This window comes from Natrinema saccharevitans, assembly GCF_001953745.1.
Classification (GTDB): Archaea; Halobacteriota; Halobacteria; order Halobacteriales; family Natrialbaceae; genus Natrinema; species Natrinema saccharevitans.
This window is the reverse complement of sequence record NZ_LWLN01000001.1, coordinates 1491042-1507312: the sequence shown is the minus strand read 5'-3', so window position 1 is coordinate 1507312 and position 16271 is coordinate 1491042. Positions and strand designations below refer to the sequence as shown.

General features: G+C 66.5%; 18 protein-coding genes. 9 read left to right on the top strand and 9 right to left on the bottom strand.

The window, feature by feature from the left end; all coding sequences use genetic code 11:
• Window positions 1-320: 320 nt before the first annotated feature.
• Window positions 321-914 carry a ribonuclease HI gene (rnhA, locus tag A6E15_RS07655; protein ID WP_076145201.1) on the bottom strand — a complete coding sequence of 198 codons (594 nt, stop codon included), beginning with the start codon at window positions 912-914 and terminating at the stop codon, window positions 321-323.
• A gap of 162 nt (window positions 915-1076) precedes the next feature.
• Here rnhA and A6E15_RS07650 point away from each other — a divergent pair, with 162 nt between their 5' ends.
• Window positions 1077-2039: a transcription initiation factor IIB gene (locus A6E15_RS07650; protein WP_076145198.1), complete on the top strand. Its 963-nt coding sequence runs from the start codon at window positions 1077-1079 to the stop codon at window positions 2037-2039.
• Between the two features lie 202 nt (window positions 2040-2241).
• Here A6E15_RS07650 and gfcR read toward each other — a convergent pair whose 3' ends face one another.
• Both gfcR and A6E15_RS07640 read right to left on the bottom strand, forming a co-directional pair.
• On the bottom strand, window positions 2242-2895 hold the full coding sequence (gfcR, locus tag A6E15_RS07645) for a transcriptional regulator GfcR (RefSeq protein ID WP_076145196.1): 654 nt from the start codon (window positions 2893-2895) through the stop codon (window positions 2242-2244).
• Complete coding sequence (locus A6E15_RS07640; protein ID WP_076145195.1) at window positions 2892-4016, bottom strand: glucose 1-dehydrogenase; 1125 nt, start codon at window positions 4014-4016, stop codon at window positions 2892-2894. The genes gfcR and A6E15_RS07640 overlap by 4 nt, the downstream gene beginning before the upstream one ends.
• Window positions 4017-4180: 164 nt before the next feature.
• On the opposite strand from A6E15_RS07640, the gene A6E15_RS07635 reads away from it, so the two are divergent.
• The 3 genes from A6E15_RS07635 to A6E15_RS07625 all read left to right on the top strand — a co-directional run bounded on the left by A6E15_RS07635 (window position 4181) and on the right by A6E15_RS07625 (window position 7504).
• Window positions 4181-5479, top strand: a complete 1299-nt coding sequence (locus A6E15_RS07635; RefSeq protein WP_076145193.1) for an HAD family hydrolase — start codon at window positions 4181-4183, stop codon at window positions 5477-5479.
• 299 nt (window positions 5480-5778) lie between these two features.
• Complete coding sequence (locus A6E15_RS07630; protein ID WP_076145191.1) at window positions 5779-6459, top strand: helix-turn-helix domain-containing protein; 681 nt, start codon at window positions 5779-5781, stop codon at window positions 6457-6459.
• Between the two features lie 127 nt (window positions 6460-6586).
• The gene (locus A6E15_RS07625) at window positions 6587-7504 is read left to right on the top strand and encodes a dihydrodipicolinate synthase family protein (RefSeq protein ID WP_076145189.1); all 918 of its coding nucleotides are present in this window, start codon (window positions 6587-6589) and stop codon (window positions 7502-7504) included.
• A gap of 34 nt (window positions 7505-7538) precedes the next feature.
• Here A6E15_RS07625 and A6E15_RS07620 read toward each other — a convergent pair whose 3' ends face one another.
• On the bottom strand, window positions 7539-7754 hold the full coding sequence (locus A6E15_RS07620) for a hypothetical protein (RefSeq protein WP_076145188.1): 216 nt from the start codon (window positions 7752-7754) through the stop codon (window positions 7539-7541).
• 250 nt (window positions 7755-8004) lie between these two features.
• Window positions 8005-8325 (bottom strand): hypothetical protein, encoded by a 321-nt coding sequence (locus tag A6E15_RS07615; protein ID WP_076145186.1) that lies wholly within the window; start codon window positions 8323-8325, stop codon window positions 8005-8007.
• 233 nt (window positions 8326-8558) lie between these two features.
• Between A6E15_RS07615 and A6E15_RS07610 the strand changes: the two genes are divergently transcribed.
• Window positions 8559-9098 (top strand): HAD family hydrolase, encoded by a 540-nt coding sequence (locus A6E15_RS07610; protein ID WP_076148250.1) that lies wholly within the window; start codon window positions 8559-8561, stop codon window positions 9096-9098.
• A gap of 28 nt (window positions 9099-9126) precedes the next feature.
• On the opposite strand, the gene A6E15_RS07605 is transcribed toward A6E15_RS07610, so the two are convergent.
• The gene (locus tag A6E15_RS07605) at window positions 9127-9360 is read right to left on the bottom strand and encodes a DUF5822 domain-containing protein (RefSeq protein WP_076145185.1); all 234 of its coding nucleotides are present in this window, start codon (window positions 9358-9360) and stop codon (window positions 9127-9129) included.
• A gap of 98 nt (window positions 9361-9458) precedes the next feature.
• Between A6E15_RS07605 and panB the strand changes: the two genes are divergently transcribed.
• Window positions 9459-10271, top strand: coding sequence for a 3-methyl-2-oxobutanoate hydroxymethyltransferase (panB, locus tag A6E15_RS07600; RefSeq protein WP_076148248.1), 813 nt, complete (start codon window positions 9459-9461; stop codon window positions 10269-10271).
• A 170-nt stretch (window positions 10272-10441) separates the two neighbouring features.
• The gene (locus A6E15_RS07595) at window positions 10442-10642 is read left to right on the top strand and encodes a DUF7511 domain-containing protein (RefSeq protein WP_076145183.1); all 201 of its coding nucleotides are present in this window, start codon (window positions 10442-10444) and stop codon (window positions 10640-10642) included.
• A gap of 63 nt (window positions 10643-10705) precedes the next feature.
• Here A6E15_RS07595 and A6E15_RS07590 read toward each other — a convergent pair whose 3' ends face one another.
• The gene (locus A6E15_RS07590) at window positions 10706-11482 is read right to left on the bottom strand and encodes an alpha/beta fold hydrolase (protein WP_076145181.1); all 777 of its coding nucleotides are present in this window, start codon (window positions 11480-11482) and stop codon (window positions 10706-10708) included.
• A gap of 227 nt (window positions 11483-11709) precedes the next feature.
• On the opposite strand from A6E15_RS07590, the gene A6E15_RS07585 reads away from it, so the two are divergent.
• Together A6E15_RS07585 and A6E15_RS07580 are read left to right on the top strand one after the other, a co-directional pair.
• Window positions 11710-12012, top strand: a complete 303-nt coding sequence (locus A6E15_RS07585; protein ID WP_076145180.1) for a DUF7127 family protein — start codon at window positions 11710-11712, stop codon at window positions 12010-12012.
• Entirely contained in the window at window positions 12009-14273 is a 2265-nt protein-coding gene (locus A6E15_RS07580; protein WP_076145178.1) for a CDC48 family AAA ATPase, read from the top strand. Before A6E15_RS07585 ends, A6E15_RS07580 begins: the two co-directional genes overlap by 4 nt.
• A 77-nt stretch (window positions 14274-14350) precedes the next feature.
• On the opposite strand, the gene A6E15_RS07575 is transcribed toward A6E15_RS07580, so the two are convergent.
• On the bottom strand, window positions 14351-15622 hold the full coding sequence (locus A6E15_RS07575) for an MFS transporter (protein WP_076145176.1): 1272 nt from the start codon (window positions 15620-15622) through the stop codon (window positions 14351-14353).
• A gap of 102 nt (window positions 15623-15724) precedes the next feature.
• The gene (locus A6E15_RS07570) at window positions 15725-16204 is read right to left on the bottom strand and encodes a peroxiredoxin (protein WP_076145175.1); all 480 of its coding nucleotides are present in this window, start codon (window positions 16202-16204) and stop codon (window positions 15725-15727) included.
• Window positions 16205-16271 lie beyond the last annotated feature (67 nt).

Sequence of the window (16271 nt, the reverse complement as noted above, 5' to 3'; positions counted from 1 at the left end):
ACAGATAAATATCTTTTCGATTTTCCTCAAAACTTAAGTCAATAAATACGTCCCGGCTTGCGTTTGCGTTATCGACGAAACGCCACATCGTCGACTCGGTGCGAGTTCGTGAATCGAGGGTTCCGTTTCAGGTCAGACTGGTCGTCGCGTGACTCCGGTTGGGCGACTCGACCGCGTGGTCTTCGGGCTCTTCGTATCCACGCGTTCGGCAGGAGGGCGACCGAGGAAATTCGCGTCCCAACCCATTATTCCGCCCAAAACGGGTTCGTTCGCGGCTTCTAGCGCTGCGGCTGCACGCGGATGTACTAAGGAACTCCTACTCAGTTCTCCTCCAGCGCTTCGTTTGCAAGCCCGTCCGCGCGATCGTTGACCTCCCGCGGGACGTACTCGAGGGTCCACTCGTCGAACTCGCGAAGCAGTTCGTGGACGGTCACGCGTTTCTCGCGGAGGTCGGGGTCGTTGGTGTCGTACTCGCCGCGGACCTGTTTGACGATGAGTTCGGAGTCGCCCCGGACGTGGACCTCGTCGTAGCCGTAGTCCCGGGCGGCTTCCAGTCCCGCGATCAGCGCTTCGTACTCGGCCTGGTTGTTCGTGGTCGTGCCGATAGTTTCGCCGTCCTCGGCGACGATGCCGTCGCCGGTGACGATCACCCAGCCGATCGCGGCCGGGCCGGGATTGCCCCGCGAGCCGCCGTCGAAGTAGACGTGGGCACGACCCCCGCCCTCGCGGAGCAGCGCCTCGATTTCGCGGGGTTCCGACCCCTGAATCACGACTTTGTCGTCGTAGGCAACGGCGGTCGCGGACCCGCGGCTCGCCCGCCAGCGCTCGTGGTCGGTGTTGCCCGACTCGACGGTCACGCCCGCGTCCTCGAGCCGTTCGCGAGCCGTCTCGACATCGCACTCGATGACCGGCATTCGTCTCCGAGGTGGGGCAGAGCCGGATAAAGAGTTTCCGGTTCCGAATCGTAAACTTCGACTCTCGACGCCCGTATCGCCTGTTATCGTGGGTTTCGGATGGAGGTCCGAAACGCGCTACCAAATATTTATATACCGTCGTGATACTACTATAAAAGTGCGATGACACGGTCCACCCGCCAGCGGGAGCGAACGCGCGAGACGGACGAGACCGAGGATCAAGAGGAGGTACGTGCCTGCCCCGAGTGTGAATCGGATAATCTCGTCAAGGACTCCGACCGGGGTGAGCTCATCTGTGAAGACTGTGGGCTCGTCGTGGAGGAAGAACAGATCGATCCTGGCCCGGAGTGGCGGGCGTTCAACCACCAGGAACGACAGGAGAAGTCCCGCGTCGGTGCGCCGACGACTCAGACGATGCACGACAAGGGGCTGACGACGACGATCGACTGGAAGGACAAGGACGCCTACGGCCGCTCTATTTCCTCGAAGAAACGCAGTCAGATGCACCGCCTGCGAAAGTGGCAGGAACGCATCCGCACCAAAGACGCCGGCGAGCGTAATCTGCAGTTCGCGCTCAGCGAGATCGACCGGATGGCCTCGGCGCTCGGTGTCCCGCGATCGGTTCGGGAAGTCGCGTCGGTGATCTATCGACGCGCGCTCAAGGAAGACCTCATTCGCGGACGCTCGATCGAGGGCGTCGCGACCTCGGCGCTGTATGCCGCCTGTCGAAAGGAAGGCATCCCACGTTCCCTCGAGGAAATTTCGGAAGTCTCCCGGGTCGAACGCAAAGAGATCGGTCGGACGTATCGATACATCTCCCAGGAACTCGGCCTCGAGATGCGTCCCGTCGACCCGAAGAAGTACGTCCCGCGTTTCTGTTCCGAACTCGAACTCTCCGAGGAAGTCCAGACCAAGGCCAACGAGATCATCGAGAAGACGGCCGAGGAAGGACTGCTCTCGGGCAAGTCGCCCACGGGGTACGCCGCGGCCGCGATCTACGCCGCCTCGCTGCTCTGTAACGAGAAGAAGACCCAGCGGGAGGTCGCCGACGTCGCTCAGGTGACCGAGGTGACGATCCGCAACCGGTATCAGGAACAGATCGAAGCGATGGGCATTCACGGCTAGGGGTCGCCGTCTCCGACTCGCCTTTTTTGCGTCACCGGATCGACAGCGACCGGTCAGCCGACCCGCCGTCCCGACGCTCGAGAGCGGGCGGACACGGACCCGCGGACCGAGTCGTCGCTCGAGTCCGTTCGGGCGGTGAAAACGAATGCGTCGGTGAGTGCGGCGGCCGTCGGTGTCAGGCGCTCTCTTAGAGCGAGCCGTCTCAGTCGTCCTTGCCGACGCTGATGACCTGCAACAGCGAGTAGACGGGGACGCCCTCGAGTTCTTCGAGGCCCTGTTTGTCCGCGAGGACGATACAGGCCAGCGGTGTGCCGCCCTCGGCGCGGATCGCCTCGATGGTCTCGCGCATGGTGGTCCCGCTGGTGATGGTGTCGTCGACGACGTAACACTCGCGGTCGCGGATCCCGGCGAAGTTCCGGGAGAAGGTCCCGCCGAGGTCGTCGATGTCGCCTTCCTCCCACTGGTGTTTCGCGGGGGTGTAGGTCCCGAGGTCGGTCTCGAGTTCCCGGGCGACCAGCGTCGCGATGGGGCCGCCGGCCTTCTCGATGCCGATCGTGAGATCGACGTCCTCGCCGTGCTTGGCGAGCATGTCGGCCATCGCTTCCGCGATGGCGCTCATTCGTTTGCTGTCCCGGCCGATCGCCGACCAGTCGACGTGGATGTCCTGTGGCCCGCCCGTCCCGTTGTCGGGCTGGGCCGTCGGCTGGTCGGCCGGCTGGGGCGTCGTCCCGCTGCGCTCGACGAGCCAGCTCGCGGTCTCCCGCGAGACGTTCAGCTCGTCGGCGATCTCGCCCTTCGAGAGGCCGCGGGCCGCGAGTTCGGCCGCGCTCTCGATCAGGTCGTCGACGTTTTTCATATGCTCGTGAATTCGACCGCCGTTTTTATAGTCGTATCGTCATCCGGACCCGCGCCCGGACCGCCGTCGGTCGCCGCGACGAGGGTCGTTGCCGACGGGAACGCTCGCTCGATCTCCTCGAGCCCGTAGATCCCGGTCACGATCGACTCGAGGAGCCAGTCGGGCAGCGCCGCGAGGGTGTCGACGGCGGCCTCGAAGTGGCCGCGGTTGGAGTTGACGCTGCCGACGAGGGCCTTGTTCGAGAGGACGAGATCGCGGTGGAGTCGGCCGCCGTCGACCTCGAACGACCAGTCGGTGGGGACGCCGAGCAGGGCGGCGACGCCGTTGGGTGCCAGCGCGTCGATCGACTCGAAGGCGTGTTTGGCGTGACCGGTCGCCTCGTAGACGACGTCCATCGGCTCGTGGGAGGCGGCGACCTCGTCGACCGGCGTCTCGCGGGAGTCGACGTAGGTCGCACCGAGCCGTTCGACGATCTCGATCGTCGGGTGCGGGCGGTCCTTGCGGCCGAGACAGTACACCCGCTCGTAACCGAGCGTCTCGGTGAACATCGCGGCGGTCAACAGCCCCAGCGAGCCGGTGCCAAGTACGAGTGCCGACTCTGGCCGCCAGTCGAACGCCGAGCGGGAGGCTCGAGCGTGTTCGTTCGCTTTCTCGGTAATGCTGATCGGCTCGACGAGGAATCCCCACGGCGCGAGGTCGTCGGGGATCGGGACGAGATCGTCCGCCGGGCTCGTGACGTACTCGGCCATGAACCCGTGGGCCCCGACGATGCCGCGTTCGACGTACTCGCCCTCGGGAGCCATGTCCGGATCGCCGCGCTCGAAGTAGTCGTTGGTCTCGACGCCCGCGGGCGGCCGGCGGACGGTCGGGACCACGTACTGACCCGCCTCGAGGCCGGTGCCGTTCGGGTCCTCGACGACGCCGACGGCCTCGTGACCGAGAACGAGCCGATCGTCGCCGGCCGGAACGCCGCCGTGGGCCCCCTCGATGACCTCGTAATCGGTGCCGTCGACGCCCACGCGGTGGATTCGGACGAGGGCCTCGCCGGGTGCCGGTTCGGGAACGGGCCGGGAAACGACCTCGGGGACGCCCGCTCCGGGCTGGACTGCGATGGCTTTCATATAGTCCCGGTATGGTCCGCGAGGATAAATATTTATTCCCATTCGAGTTAATAGCTAGATCGACGGATGATCAAACACTCACGCTCACGCGAACGGATCCGAATCGCGTCTCGAGTCGACCGATACCGGAAACGGTTATCCGCCTGCCCATGCCTGTAAGCCACATGGAACGGTACGATCTCGTCTACCGGCTCTACGACGAGTACGACACGAAGACCTTCCGCGAGTATCAGGAGTTCGTCGACGTCTTCCCCGCCGTCGACTCCCGGGTTGCCCTCGAACACTGGCAGGGTGCGACCGAGGAACTCGAGGCCCGGAAAGACGAGATTCGGTCGGACTTCGCGGCCGGGGAGACCTTCGCCGAAATCGCCGCGCGGGCGACCCGCGATCAGGCCTTCACCGCGCTGGACCTCGAGGCGAAGTACGGCCGGGCGGTCAACGTCCTCGTGTTGGACGTCGATGAGACGCTGCGGTCGGCCGGCGGCACGGACAACGAGATCCCCCGGGAGACGCTGCACCTCCTGACCGAGTTTCACGACGCCGGCGTCCCGATCGTCATCTGTACCGGCCAGACCCTGGAGAACGTCAAGGGCTTTGCGATTCAGGGGCTGGGCAGCGAGATCGTCCATTCGGGGTCCCTCTCGATCGTCTACGAGGCCGGGACCGGCGTGTTCACGCCGGGCCACGGCGCGGCGACGAAACAGTTGCTCTACGAGGACTTAGACGAAACAATCCGCTCGGTCTTCGACGACGTGCGTTCGCGGGTCCTGCCGGAGGCCCCCGAGGAACTCCGCCGGGGCTGTCACCTGCAGGGCAACGAGTTCAACGTCACGATGAAGCCCAACTACGAGACCGGCTCCGCGGCAGCCCGCGAGACCATCGACGAGGCGCTGGTCTATCTCATCGACCTGCTCGCCGACGCCGTCGGGCGGACCCTCGAGGCGTCGACGACCGACGCCGGCATCGATCCGGCCGACGAAAACGGCGACCTGACGCTCGCCGGCCAGACGATCGCCGCCTGGACCCGCGCGTTCTACGCGGCCCAGGACCCCGAGATCAGGGGCGTCCTCGAGAGCGAGGGGGCCTATCCCGACCTCGACGCCGACGCCGTCCCCGACTCCCTCGCGGCGGTCCTGGAGCGCATCGACGTCGCCTACTACGAGGCCGACGCGGCCGAAATCGGCAGCCTCGAGTTGAACAAGGTGATCGGCGTCGAGCGCGCCCTGGAGGTGCTGGGCGTCGACGATCCGTTCGCACTCGTGATGGGCGACTCGAAAAGCGACCTGCGGGTGATGCAGTGGGTCGACGACACCGACGCCGGCATCGCGGCCGCCCCCGAACACGCCTCCCGGGACACTCTGGAGCACGTCCTCGAGACGGACGAACTCGTCTTCGATCGAGGGAAAAGCATCGACGTCCTCCGGACGGTGTTCGCGCTCAATCGGCTGGCCCGGCTGGGCTGAGCGAACAGTCGCGATTGCCGTTTCGTCACGTGATTTTGATCGTCGCAGACGGTGACGTGCCGTCTTAAACGGCCGGAATTCGAAGGCGGGCTCATCAACCGTACTCGAGTCCTCTCTTCTATCAGCACGATCCGGTCGAGCGTGGTTACGAGCGGCTGCCGCGGCCGATTCGGACGCCGCGTCCCACGCCGCAAGCGGATCGGCTGGATACGTATGAGACGACTCGAGTCCTCCCGCTGCCGTGACGGTGACGGCGGTCGCCGAACGGACTCGACCGCGCGTTCCGAGGTGACCTTCCAATGACGACGATCGCAGAACTCTCGCTTTCGACGGACGAGTTCGCACTCGCAGAGACATTTCAGGAACTACCGGCCCTCGAGGTCCGCGTCGAGAGCGTCGTCGCGGAGGGGCCGACTCGGACCGTTCCGCTGGTCTGGTTCTCCGACGTCGACCGCGAGGACCTCGAGGCGGCGCTCGAGGCCGACGCGACCGTCGACGAGTACCGCCAGCTCCTCGGGAACACCGAGGACGGCGACCTGTTCTACCGCGTCACGTACTCGGAGGCGGTCGGTTCGGTCTGTTGTTGCGTCTACGACCACGGCGGGACGGTCCTCGACGCCCGGGTCGCGGACGGCCAGTGGACCCTCCGACTGCTCTTTCCCCACCGCGAGGAACTGTCAGACGCCGTCTCCGAGATCGAGGACCAGGGCGTCCGGATCGACGTCAGGCGCATGGTCGAGGCCGGCACGGACGAGGACCTCGAGACGACGGCGGCCCTGACCGACCCCCAGCAGGAGGCCATCGCCGAGGCCTACCGGCAGGGATACTACGACGTTCCCCGCGAGATTTCGCTCGAGGAACTGGCGAACGAACTCGAGATTTCCCATCAGGCGCTGTCCGAGCGGCTCCGTCGGGCAAACCGCGTTCTGGCGGGCGAACAGTTGGACGAGCCCGCCGGCGAGATGGCGACGCCGAAGTGAATCGCGTCGCGCCCGCTCGAGGCGCGCGACCGGTCGGCCGGCGGGAATCGGAGCGACGCCGCTGTGGCAACCACTGAGCGCAGCGGACGGCGCGTCTTTTTTGCCCGTGCCGGGCGGACGGTCGTCCATGGCTCAGCACGACCCCGGGACCGACGATCCGCTCTCGCTTCGCGGCGTCGTCCCGCCGACAGTCACCGCGTTCCGAGACGACGAGGCCGTCGACTACGAGCGGACGGCCGCCCACGCTCGGTTCGTCGTCGACCGCGGGGCCCACGGCGTCTTTCCGCTCGGCACCAACGGCGAGTTCCCCCTCCTGTCGGGGACCGAACGCGACCGCGTCGTCGAGGCGGTCGTCGACGAGGTCGGCGACGAGGTGCCGGTCATCGCCGGCGTCGGCGCGCCGAGTACCTACCGAACCGTCGCCCGCGCCGAACATGCCGAAGCGGTCGGCGCAGACGGGATCGTCGTCGTCACGCCCTACTACTACCCGCTCGACGGCGACGGGGCGCTCGAACACTACCGCCGGGTCGCCGAGGCGGTCGACCTGCCGGTCTACGTCTACCACATCCCGAGCAAGACCGGCAACGAACTCTCGCTCGAGACGCTCGCTGCCCTCGCGGAGATCGACACTCTCGCGGGCGTCAAGGACTCGAGCAAGGACGTCCCGTGGCTCGCACAGGCGACCGACGCCCACCCGGACCTGACCTTCCTCGCGGGGTCGGACTCCCTGGTCTTTACCGGCCTCGCCGTCGGCTGTTCGGGCGCGGTCAGCGCCGTCGCCAACGTCTTCCCGGAACTGGTCGTCGACTGTTACGAGGCCTACGACGCCGGCGATCGGGATCGGGCCCGCGAACTCCAGAGTCGGATCTTCGCGGTTCGAGACGCCCTCAAGACCGGCGATTCCTACATGTCCGGCGTCAAAACCGCGCTTCGAATGCGGGACTTCGACGCGGGGCCGCTCCGGAGTCCCCTCCGACTCGCGGACGACGAGTCCGCCGCCGAGATGCGCGACCGGCTTCGCGACCTCGAGCTCGCGGGACTCTAAGGCTCCGCGTCGGCGAACAGGAACTCGCGACCGTTCACGCGCCGGCGCGACCCCCGGTCGTGCCGAACGGATACCCGCGTTTGGTCTCTCCCGCCTCGAACCCCTCGAGATGTCCCATCTCGGTGTGTACGAGGAAGTCGTCCTCGTATAGCTTGAGGATCACGTACACCGTCTCGATCGGTTCGGCTCGCTCGTTTTTGAAGTCGACCCCGGTCTCGTCGACGTAGCGGTCGACGTTCGCGACCGTCATCCCGCCGACGTCGAGGTTGACCGGCTCCTCGGGCGTCTCGTCCCGAACCGAGAGATCGAAGCCCTCGACCGAACCGGAATCCGTGCCGTCGTAGTAGACCCGCGCTTTTCAGGTCCCTCCGGCGGCGATCGTCGCGATGTCGGTCGAATCAGTTCGCAGCTCGCTCCCGTTTCCGTCGTACTATAGTAGCCGCTGAAACGATTCACACACTGATCGCAGCGCCGTCGTGCGATCAGGTGTGCAATGACGTTCAGCGGCTACTATAGGTACAGTCGACGACCGCGGTCCCCGACGGACCGTCACCGGTGTTCTCGACGTAGGTATCGACGTACGCGTCCTCGATTTCCCAGCCGATGTCCTCTCGGTCTTTGGTCAACCGTCCGCCGGTCTGCTCGAGCGCGGCCCCACCGGTCAGGAGTTTCGTTTCGTCCCGATCGGCGTCGCCCCCGTCGTCGCTGCTGTTTCCGTTCCCCGAGTCGCCCCCGCTCGCGTCGGTGTCCTCGGAACTACAGCCGGCGATCGTCGCCGAGAGTGCTACTCCCTCACCGAGTAACAGATCTCTCCGTTGCACGGCCGGTCTCGGCACTCGAACATATTTGTTCTTGACATAGTTCGGATCTCCGTTAGGTCCGACCGTCACGGAACCTTTTGTCACGGCGTCGAATGGCTGCCATGAAACTCACCGCGGAACAGGAAGCGGTCCGCGAGACTCTGCCGACCGATCACGGCTCGGGACTGGCTGGCCGGCCGACAAGCGCCGACCGCACCGAAGCTCCTATTCTCCTCTCGCCCGTACCGTCGTCCGTGAGCGACTACGACGCCATCGTCTACGATCTGGACGGGACCCTCGTGGACCTCGCGGTCGACTGGGACGCCGTCGCCGTCGACGTCCGTGAGGTGTACGACGCCGCGAACGTCGAGCCACCGGGCGAGGGGCTCTGGGCCATGCTCGAGGGCGCGGCCGAGGCCGGACTGCACGAGGCGGTCGAGGCGGCCATCGCGTCCCACGAACACGAGGGTGCCCGGGCCTCCGAGCGGCTCGCGCACGCTGACGAGCTGCTCGAGCGGTCGCTGCCCGCGGGCGTCTGTTCGTTGAACTGCGAGCGGGCCTGTCGGCTCGCGCTCGAGGAACACGCCCTCTCGGCGGCGGTCGATGCGGTCGTCGGTCGGGACACGGTCGGGACGTGGAAGCCGGAGCCGGAGCCGTTGCTCGCGACGGCGCGCCGGCTCGAGGTCGAGCCCGAGCAGGCGCTGTTCGTCGGTGACTCCGAGCGCGATTACCGGACCGCAGAACGGGCGGGGATGGACTTCGAGTACGTCGGTGGGAGACCGTCGGGCGTCTGAGTTCGACGGGCGGCCGAACCGGTTCCGGTCACGTCTGCTTCCGTTTGGCGTAGGCGAAGATCACGAGCGACGTGACTAACCAAACGGGGGCCCCCACCCGGATCGCGAACTCGGCCCGATCGGCCCACGACGGCAGGGTCACGGCCGTCGAGAGGGCGACGACGATCGGTGCGCCGACCAGAATGGTGACGACGAACGTCGTCTGCATCACCCAGCCGTAGTCGACCCCGTCGGGCGAGGTCGTTTCGACGCGTTCTGGCACGCGTGAGTATGGCGACCCGGCCCTCTTAAGCGCGCCGGGTCCGGGCGACCGCGACCGAAGAACAACGAGGTTTAATCGTGGGAGGTCAAGCTATGGGTATGCCTACCGTACGGGATGTCAGATCGAAAGCGGGCGAGGAACCGATCACGATGTTGACGGCGTACGACGCACCGACGGCCTCGATCGTCGACGAGGCCGGCGTCGATATCATCCTCGTCGGGGACAGCCTCGGAAACACGACGCTCGGCCACGAGACGACCCTGCCCGTGACCGTCGACGATATGGCCCGTCACACGGGCGCGGTCGCGCGAGCCACCGATGACGCACTGATCGTCGCCGACATGCCCTTCCTCTCGATCGGCGTCGACGAGGCCGCGAGCGTCGAGAACGCCGGCCGGATGCTCAAGGAAGAAGACGCCCACGCGGTCAAACTCGAGTGCGGCCCTCACACCGTCGATCTCACGGAAAAGCTGGTCCGGCTCGGGATTCCGGTGATGGCCCACCTCGGGCTCACGCCCCAGCACGTCAATCAGTACGGCGGCTACCCGCGACAGGGAACCGATCAGGAGGCCGCCGAACGGATCCTCGAGTTGGCAGAGGCCCACGAGGACGCGGGCGCGTTCTCGCTGGTCCTCGAACACGTCCCCTCGAACCTCGCGGCGGAGGTCACCGAGGCCATCGACATCCCGACGATCGGGATCGGGGCCGGCCCGGACTGCGACGGCCAGGTCCTCGTGGTCGACGACGCCGTCGGGTTGAGCGAGTGGACCCCCTCGTTCTCGAAGCAGTTCGGCGACGTTCGCGGAGAGATGGAGTCGGCGATCGACGACTACGTCTCGGCCGTCGAATCGGGCGCGTTCCCCGCCGAAGAACACGGTCACGAGGAGAGCGACCTCGAGGACCTCTACTGACCGGGTTCCGTTCACGGCTCGCGCGGCCGGGCCGGGTGGCTCGCGAGCCCTCGGTGCCCGCACAAGAATATAAGGGTAATAATACTGCATATGATTATAGCTTCGATATAGGGCCAGTGTTTATATGTGAGAACGGGAAAGACGCGGATAGTACGCTGAGGGCCCGTCTCATGTCCGAATCATCGAAACGCTGTGTCGGCGAACGCGAGTCGGCCACCGACCACGGATCGGGACTGCAACACGTCACCGTCGAACACGACAATATCGCAGTGTGTACGATGTTCCCGCAGGAGATCGACGAGGGAGCGATATCGACGGCGTGGCTCACCGCGACGACCGACTCGTTCGTCGCGCTCGAGGACCGGCGATAGCTACCTCCCGCGGGGCGGTCGGCTTGACGTCTCTTGAGCCGGTCGACGGCCGTCGCGTTCCGATCAGTTCTCGAGATCCGCGAGAAACGCCTCGACGACCCCGTTGAACGCGTCCGGTCGCTCGATCATCGCCAGATGTGCTGCGTCCTCGATCTCGGCGCGTCGACCCTCCTCGATCTCGTCGGCGAGGAACTCGTGGAATCTCGGCGGCGTCAGCTGGTCGTGTTCCCCGTAGACTGCGAGCGTCGGGACGGCGATCTCGTCGAGGCGGTCGCGGACGTCGAACTCGTGGCAAGTCAGGAAGTCCCGTCGGGTGACCGCTTGTCCGGTGTCGGCCATCAACTCCATCGATCGCTCCCGGACGTCGGCGTCGGGGTCGTGAAAGAGCCGATCCGGACCGTGCAGGAACTCGATCGCCCGCTCGAAATCCGATTTCAGCCACGTCAACAGGTCGTCGAGAACGCCCAGCCGCGCGCCAGTCCCGGTCAGAACGGCGGCCTCGGGGTCAGCGTCGCGCTCGAGCAGCAGTTGGAGGACGACCGCGCCGCCGAGGGAGTTCCCGACGAGGACCTCGGCTCCGGTCGCCTCGACGACGGCGAGTACGTCGTCGGTGTAGGCCGACAACGCGCTGTAGCCGGCACTGGCGTCGATGTCGTCGGAGTCGCCGTGGCCGCTGAGATCCACCGTGACGATCGGATACCGGTCCGCGAGTCGGTGCTGGCCGGTCCAGACCGTTCGTGATCCCCCGCTGCCGTGGACGAAACAGATCGGCGGTCCGTCGGCTCCCCGGTCGATAACCTCGTACGCCGTCTCCCGGCCGTGATGTGTTACCGCTTGCATACGCGAGAACACGAGGGGGACGGGTATAAAGACTCGAGACTGTTCTCACCGGCGACGAGCCTGTGGCCGTCCCGGTTCGACGAACGCACGCCGGACCGGCGACTCCGTCACCGATCGGACCGATGTGAACTACGAACAACGTACTCTATACGGACCCCACTGCCCTCTTGCGATCAATCGACAAAAGTTTTATATAGTAGCGCCACTTACCTTGGGTTAGTTACAGCATGACTCTCGACCAATTCACCCGCGAAGAGGGGCAGTTAGCCCGTCGGTACGAGTACGACGACGCCACGGTCATGGCCGTCGACTTCGGCACCGGAGTCGAGGACGTCTCGGTCGACGTCGTCGACGACACCGTCATCGTCGTCCTGGATAGCGCGGAACGAAGTTCCGCTGACCATTCGAGCGGCGACGCGCCGCTCGAAGATGATGACCAGTACGAGGTCGAACTTCCGACCGCTGCCGGAGACGCGCACACGTTTATCAAAAACGGCGTGCTCACTATCGAACTAGAGGAGGAACGATGAAGCTCACCGTCAAACCACTGAAACAGAAGGACGCCGGCCGCGGACTCGCCGCGATCGACCGGGTATCGATGAACGAACTCGACCTCGAGAACGGCGATTACATCGTCATCACGGGCAAAGGCGACGGCCGGGCCGTCGCTCGCGTCTGGCCCGGCTATCCCGAGGACGAGGGACGCGGCATCGTCAGGATCGACGGCCGCCTGCGTCAGGAGGCCGACGTCGGGATCGACGACACCGTCACCATCGAACCCGCCGACGTCAAACCCGCGAAGTCGGTCACCGTCGCGCTCCCGCAGAACCTCCGCATCCGCGGGGACATCGGCCCGCTCGTCCGCGACAAGCTCAGCGGGCAGGCCGTCACCGAGGGACAGACGGTGCCGTTCTCGCTGTCGTTCGGGCCGATGGCCAGTTCCGGCCAGTCGGTCCCGCTGAAGATCGCCAGCACCTCGCCCAGCGGCACGGTCGTCATCACGGACTCGACCAGCATCGAGATCTCGGAGACGCCGGCCGAACAGGTCAGCTCGAGCGGCGGCACGTCCGCCGAGGGCGTCCCGAACGTCACCTACGAGGACATCGGCGGTCTGGACGACGAACTCGATCAGGTCCGCGAGATGATCGAGCTGCCGATGCGCCACCCCGAGCTGTTCCAGCAGCTGGGCATCGAACCGCCGAAAGGCGTCCTGCTGCACGGCCCGCCGGGCACGGGGAAGACCCTGATGGCAAAGGCCGTCGCCAACGAGATCGACGCCCACTTCGAGACGATCTCCGGCCCGGAGATCATGTCGAAGTACTACGGCGAAAGCGAGGAGAAGCTCCGCGAGGTTTTCGAGGAGGCCGAGGAGAACGCGCCCGCGATCGTCTTCATCGACGAACTCGACTCGATCGCGGCCAAACGCGAGGACGCCGGCGGTGACGTCGAACGCCGCGTCGTCGCCCAGCTCCTCTCGCTGATGGATGGCCTCGAGGAGCGGGGCCGGGTCACCGTCATCGCCGCGACCAACCGCGTCGACGACATCGACCCCGCGCTCCGCCGCGGCGGTCGATTCGACCGCGAGATCGAGATCGGCGTCCCCGACAAGGACGGCCGCAAGGAGATCCTGCAGGTCCACACCCGCGGGATGCCCCTCCAGGAGGGGATCGACCTCGACCGGTACGCCGAGAACACTCACGGCTTCGTCGGGGCCGACCTCGAGAGCCTGACCCGCGAGGGCGCGATGAACGCCCTGCGACGCATCCGTCCCGATCTCGACCTCGAGTCAGAGGAGATCGACGCCGAAGTGCTGGAGACGCTCGAGGTCACCGAGGCCGACTTCAAGGAGGCGCTCAAGGGCATCCAGCCCTCCGCGATGCGGGAGGTCTTCGTCGAGGTCCCCGACGTCACCTGGAACGACGTCGGCGGCCTAGAGGACACCAAAGAGCGGCTCCGCGAGAACGTCCAGTGGCCCCTCGACTACCCCGAGGTGTTCGACGAGCTGGACATGCAGGCCGCCAAGGGCGTGCTGATGTACGGGCCGCCGGGCACGGGGAAGACCCTGCTCGCCAAGGCCGTCGCCAACGAGGCCCAGTCGAATTTCATCTCGATCAAGGGCCCCGAGCTGCTGAACAAGTACGTCGGCGAGTCCGAGAAGGGCGTCCGCGAGGTCTTCGAGAAGGCGCGGTCGAACGCACCGACCGTGATCTTCTTCGACGAGATCGACTCGATCGCGGGCCAGCGCGGCCGCCAGCAGGGCGACTCCGGCGTCGGCGAACGCGTCGTCTCGCAGCTGCTGACCGAACTCGACGGGCTCGAGGAACTGGAAGACGTCGTCGTCATCGCGACGACCAACCGGCCCGACCTGATCGACTCGGCGCTGCTCCGTCCCGGACGGCTGGACCGTCACGTCCACGTGCCCGTCCCCGACGAGGACGGCCGCCGGAAGATCTTCGGGGTCCACACCCGCGACAAGCCCCTGGCCGACGCGGTCGACCTCGACTGGCTCGCCAGCGAGACCGAGGGGTACGTCGGGGCCGACATCGAAGCGGTCACGCGCGAGGCCTCGATGGCCGCCAGCCGCGAGTTCATCAACTCGGTCGACCCCGAGGAGATGGCCGACACCGTCGGCAACGTCCGCATCAGCAAGGACCACTTCGAACACGCCCTCGAGGAGGTCAACCCGAGCGTGACCCCCGAAACCCGCGAGCAGTACGAGGAGATCGAAGAGCGGTTCGACACCGCCGAACCCGCACAGGAAGAAGAGCAGCTCGGCCGGACCTTCCAGTAAGCGAACTGGAGTCCGTAACCCGTACCGACCGATTCACTTTTCGAGGGCGACTCGAGCGTCGAGCGACGGCGCCGATCTCAGTCGTCGCCCGCGCTCGCGTCCGCCGCGTCGGGCGATCCGCTCGAGACCGGTGTCGGGCCGAACAGCAACCGCACCGCGATCCCGGCACCGAGCAGCGCGATCGCCGCGAGGGTCGCGAACAGCGCCGCCGTCGTCGCGTGGTCGAGCAGGTAGCCGCCCAGCGCGATGCTGAGCGAGCCCAGCCCGAACATGCCGAGGTAGGTGTAGCCGTAGGAGAGGCCCCGCGCGTCCGGCGGCGTGTAGACGGCGACGGCCTCCTGGTAGAACGGCTCGATCGCGAACAGCGCGAAGCCGAGGACACCGCAGTAGAGCAGTATCGGGAGGAGGCCAAGTCCGGACACCGGTACGAACGCGACGGCGAGGGCCGCGAGCCCGACGAAGACCACCGCCAGCCCGCGGGCGACGGGAACGCGGCTCGTCAGCTTCCCCGCGACGTACTGGCCGGCCATCCCCGCGACCAGCAGGGCGACGTAGAAGTAGTCGCCCAGGGAGAGTTCCTCGAGCGCGGCCGGCGGCTCGATCCCCGCGAGCGCGGGCAGCCCGTTCAACAGTTCCGGCAGGTAGGTGAGGATGCCCCGATAGTAGAGGCCGACGATCGTGACGACCGCGAAGACCAGCAGGAACGAGCCGGCGAACAGCGAGCGCGAGGTCGCAACGAACTCGGTCGCCGAGAGCAAGCCGGTCGACTCGCGGTCGTCCCCGACGGCCGCGGTCGGATCGAACCGGGCCCGCAGCCCGTAGAGGGTCGCGACCGCGCCGGGGACCGCCAGCGCGACGGCGACGAGCCGCCAGTCGAGCGCGAGCAGCAGGGTCGCGGTCGCGAAGGGGCCGAGCGCGATGCCGAGGTTGCCGGCGATGCCGTGCCAGGCGAAGACCGTCCCGCGGTCCTCGACGCCGGTGCTTATCAGCGCCAGCCCCGCGGGGTGGTAGACGCTCGCCGTGACGCCCCAACAGACCAGCGCGGCGGCGATGCCGTATATCGAGGTCGCGAGCGCCAGTCCCACGAAGGAGACGCTCATCCCGACCAGACAGGCGAGGACGAGCCGCTTCGGCCCGTAGCGGTCGGCGAGCAGGCCGGCGGGCAACGCGCCGATCCCGAACAGCGCGTAGCCGGCCGCGACCGCGATCCCGGCGACCGCGATCGAGAGGTCGAACGCCTCGAGCCAGACGACCAGGAAGATCGGGATCGCCAGTTCGAACCAGTGGACGGTCGCGTGGGCGAGCATGGCGAAGGCCGCGATCGAGCGGTCGTTGTCGTTCAGCGTCATGTGGTCGATGGATCGATACCGGTCGGTTCGCGGCCGGCTACTTCAGAACTTGGAAACGAACGGCGAGCGGTTCGTCCGGTGGGACGGCAAGCGTCGGCCCGGCTACGGTGGGGCTTCCGCCGAGGCGTCCGCGAGGTCTGCGAGGATCTCCTCGGCGTGGCCCTCGGGGGCGACGTCCTCGTAGACCGCCTCGATGCGGCCGTCGGGACCGACGACGTACGTGTTGCGGAAGACGCCGTCGAAGGTGTTCCCGAACATCCGTTTCTCGCCGTAGGAGTCGTACAGCGTCGCGACTTCGCCGAACTCGTCCGAGAGGAGATCGAACCCGAAGTCGTACTCGTCGGCGAACGACTCGAGGTCGTCGACGGGGTCGTCGCTGATACCGACGACGCCGACGTCGCGGTCCTCGAAGCGCGCGAGCGCCTCGTCGAACCCGCGGGCCTCGAGCGTACAGCCCTCGGTGTTGGCGCGGGGGTAGAAGTAGACGACGAGCCGCTTGCCGTCGAAATCGGAGCGAGCGACGGGGTCGCCGCGCTGGTTTGGCAATTCGAACTCCGGTGCGTCGTCGCCGACGTCGAGCATGCCTCCGAGTTGGCGGGGGCTACTGTAGGCGTTACGGTTTCACACGGTCGGTATCGTGCCGGCCGAC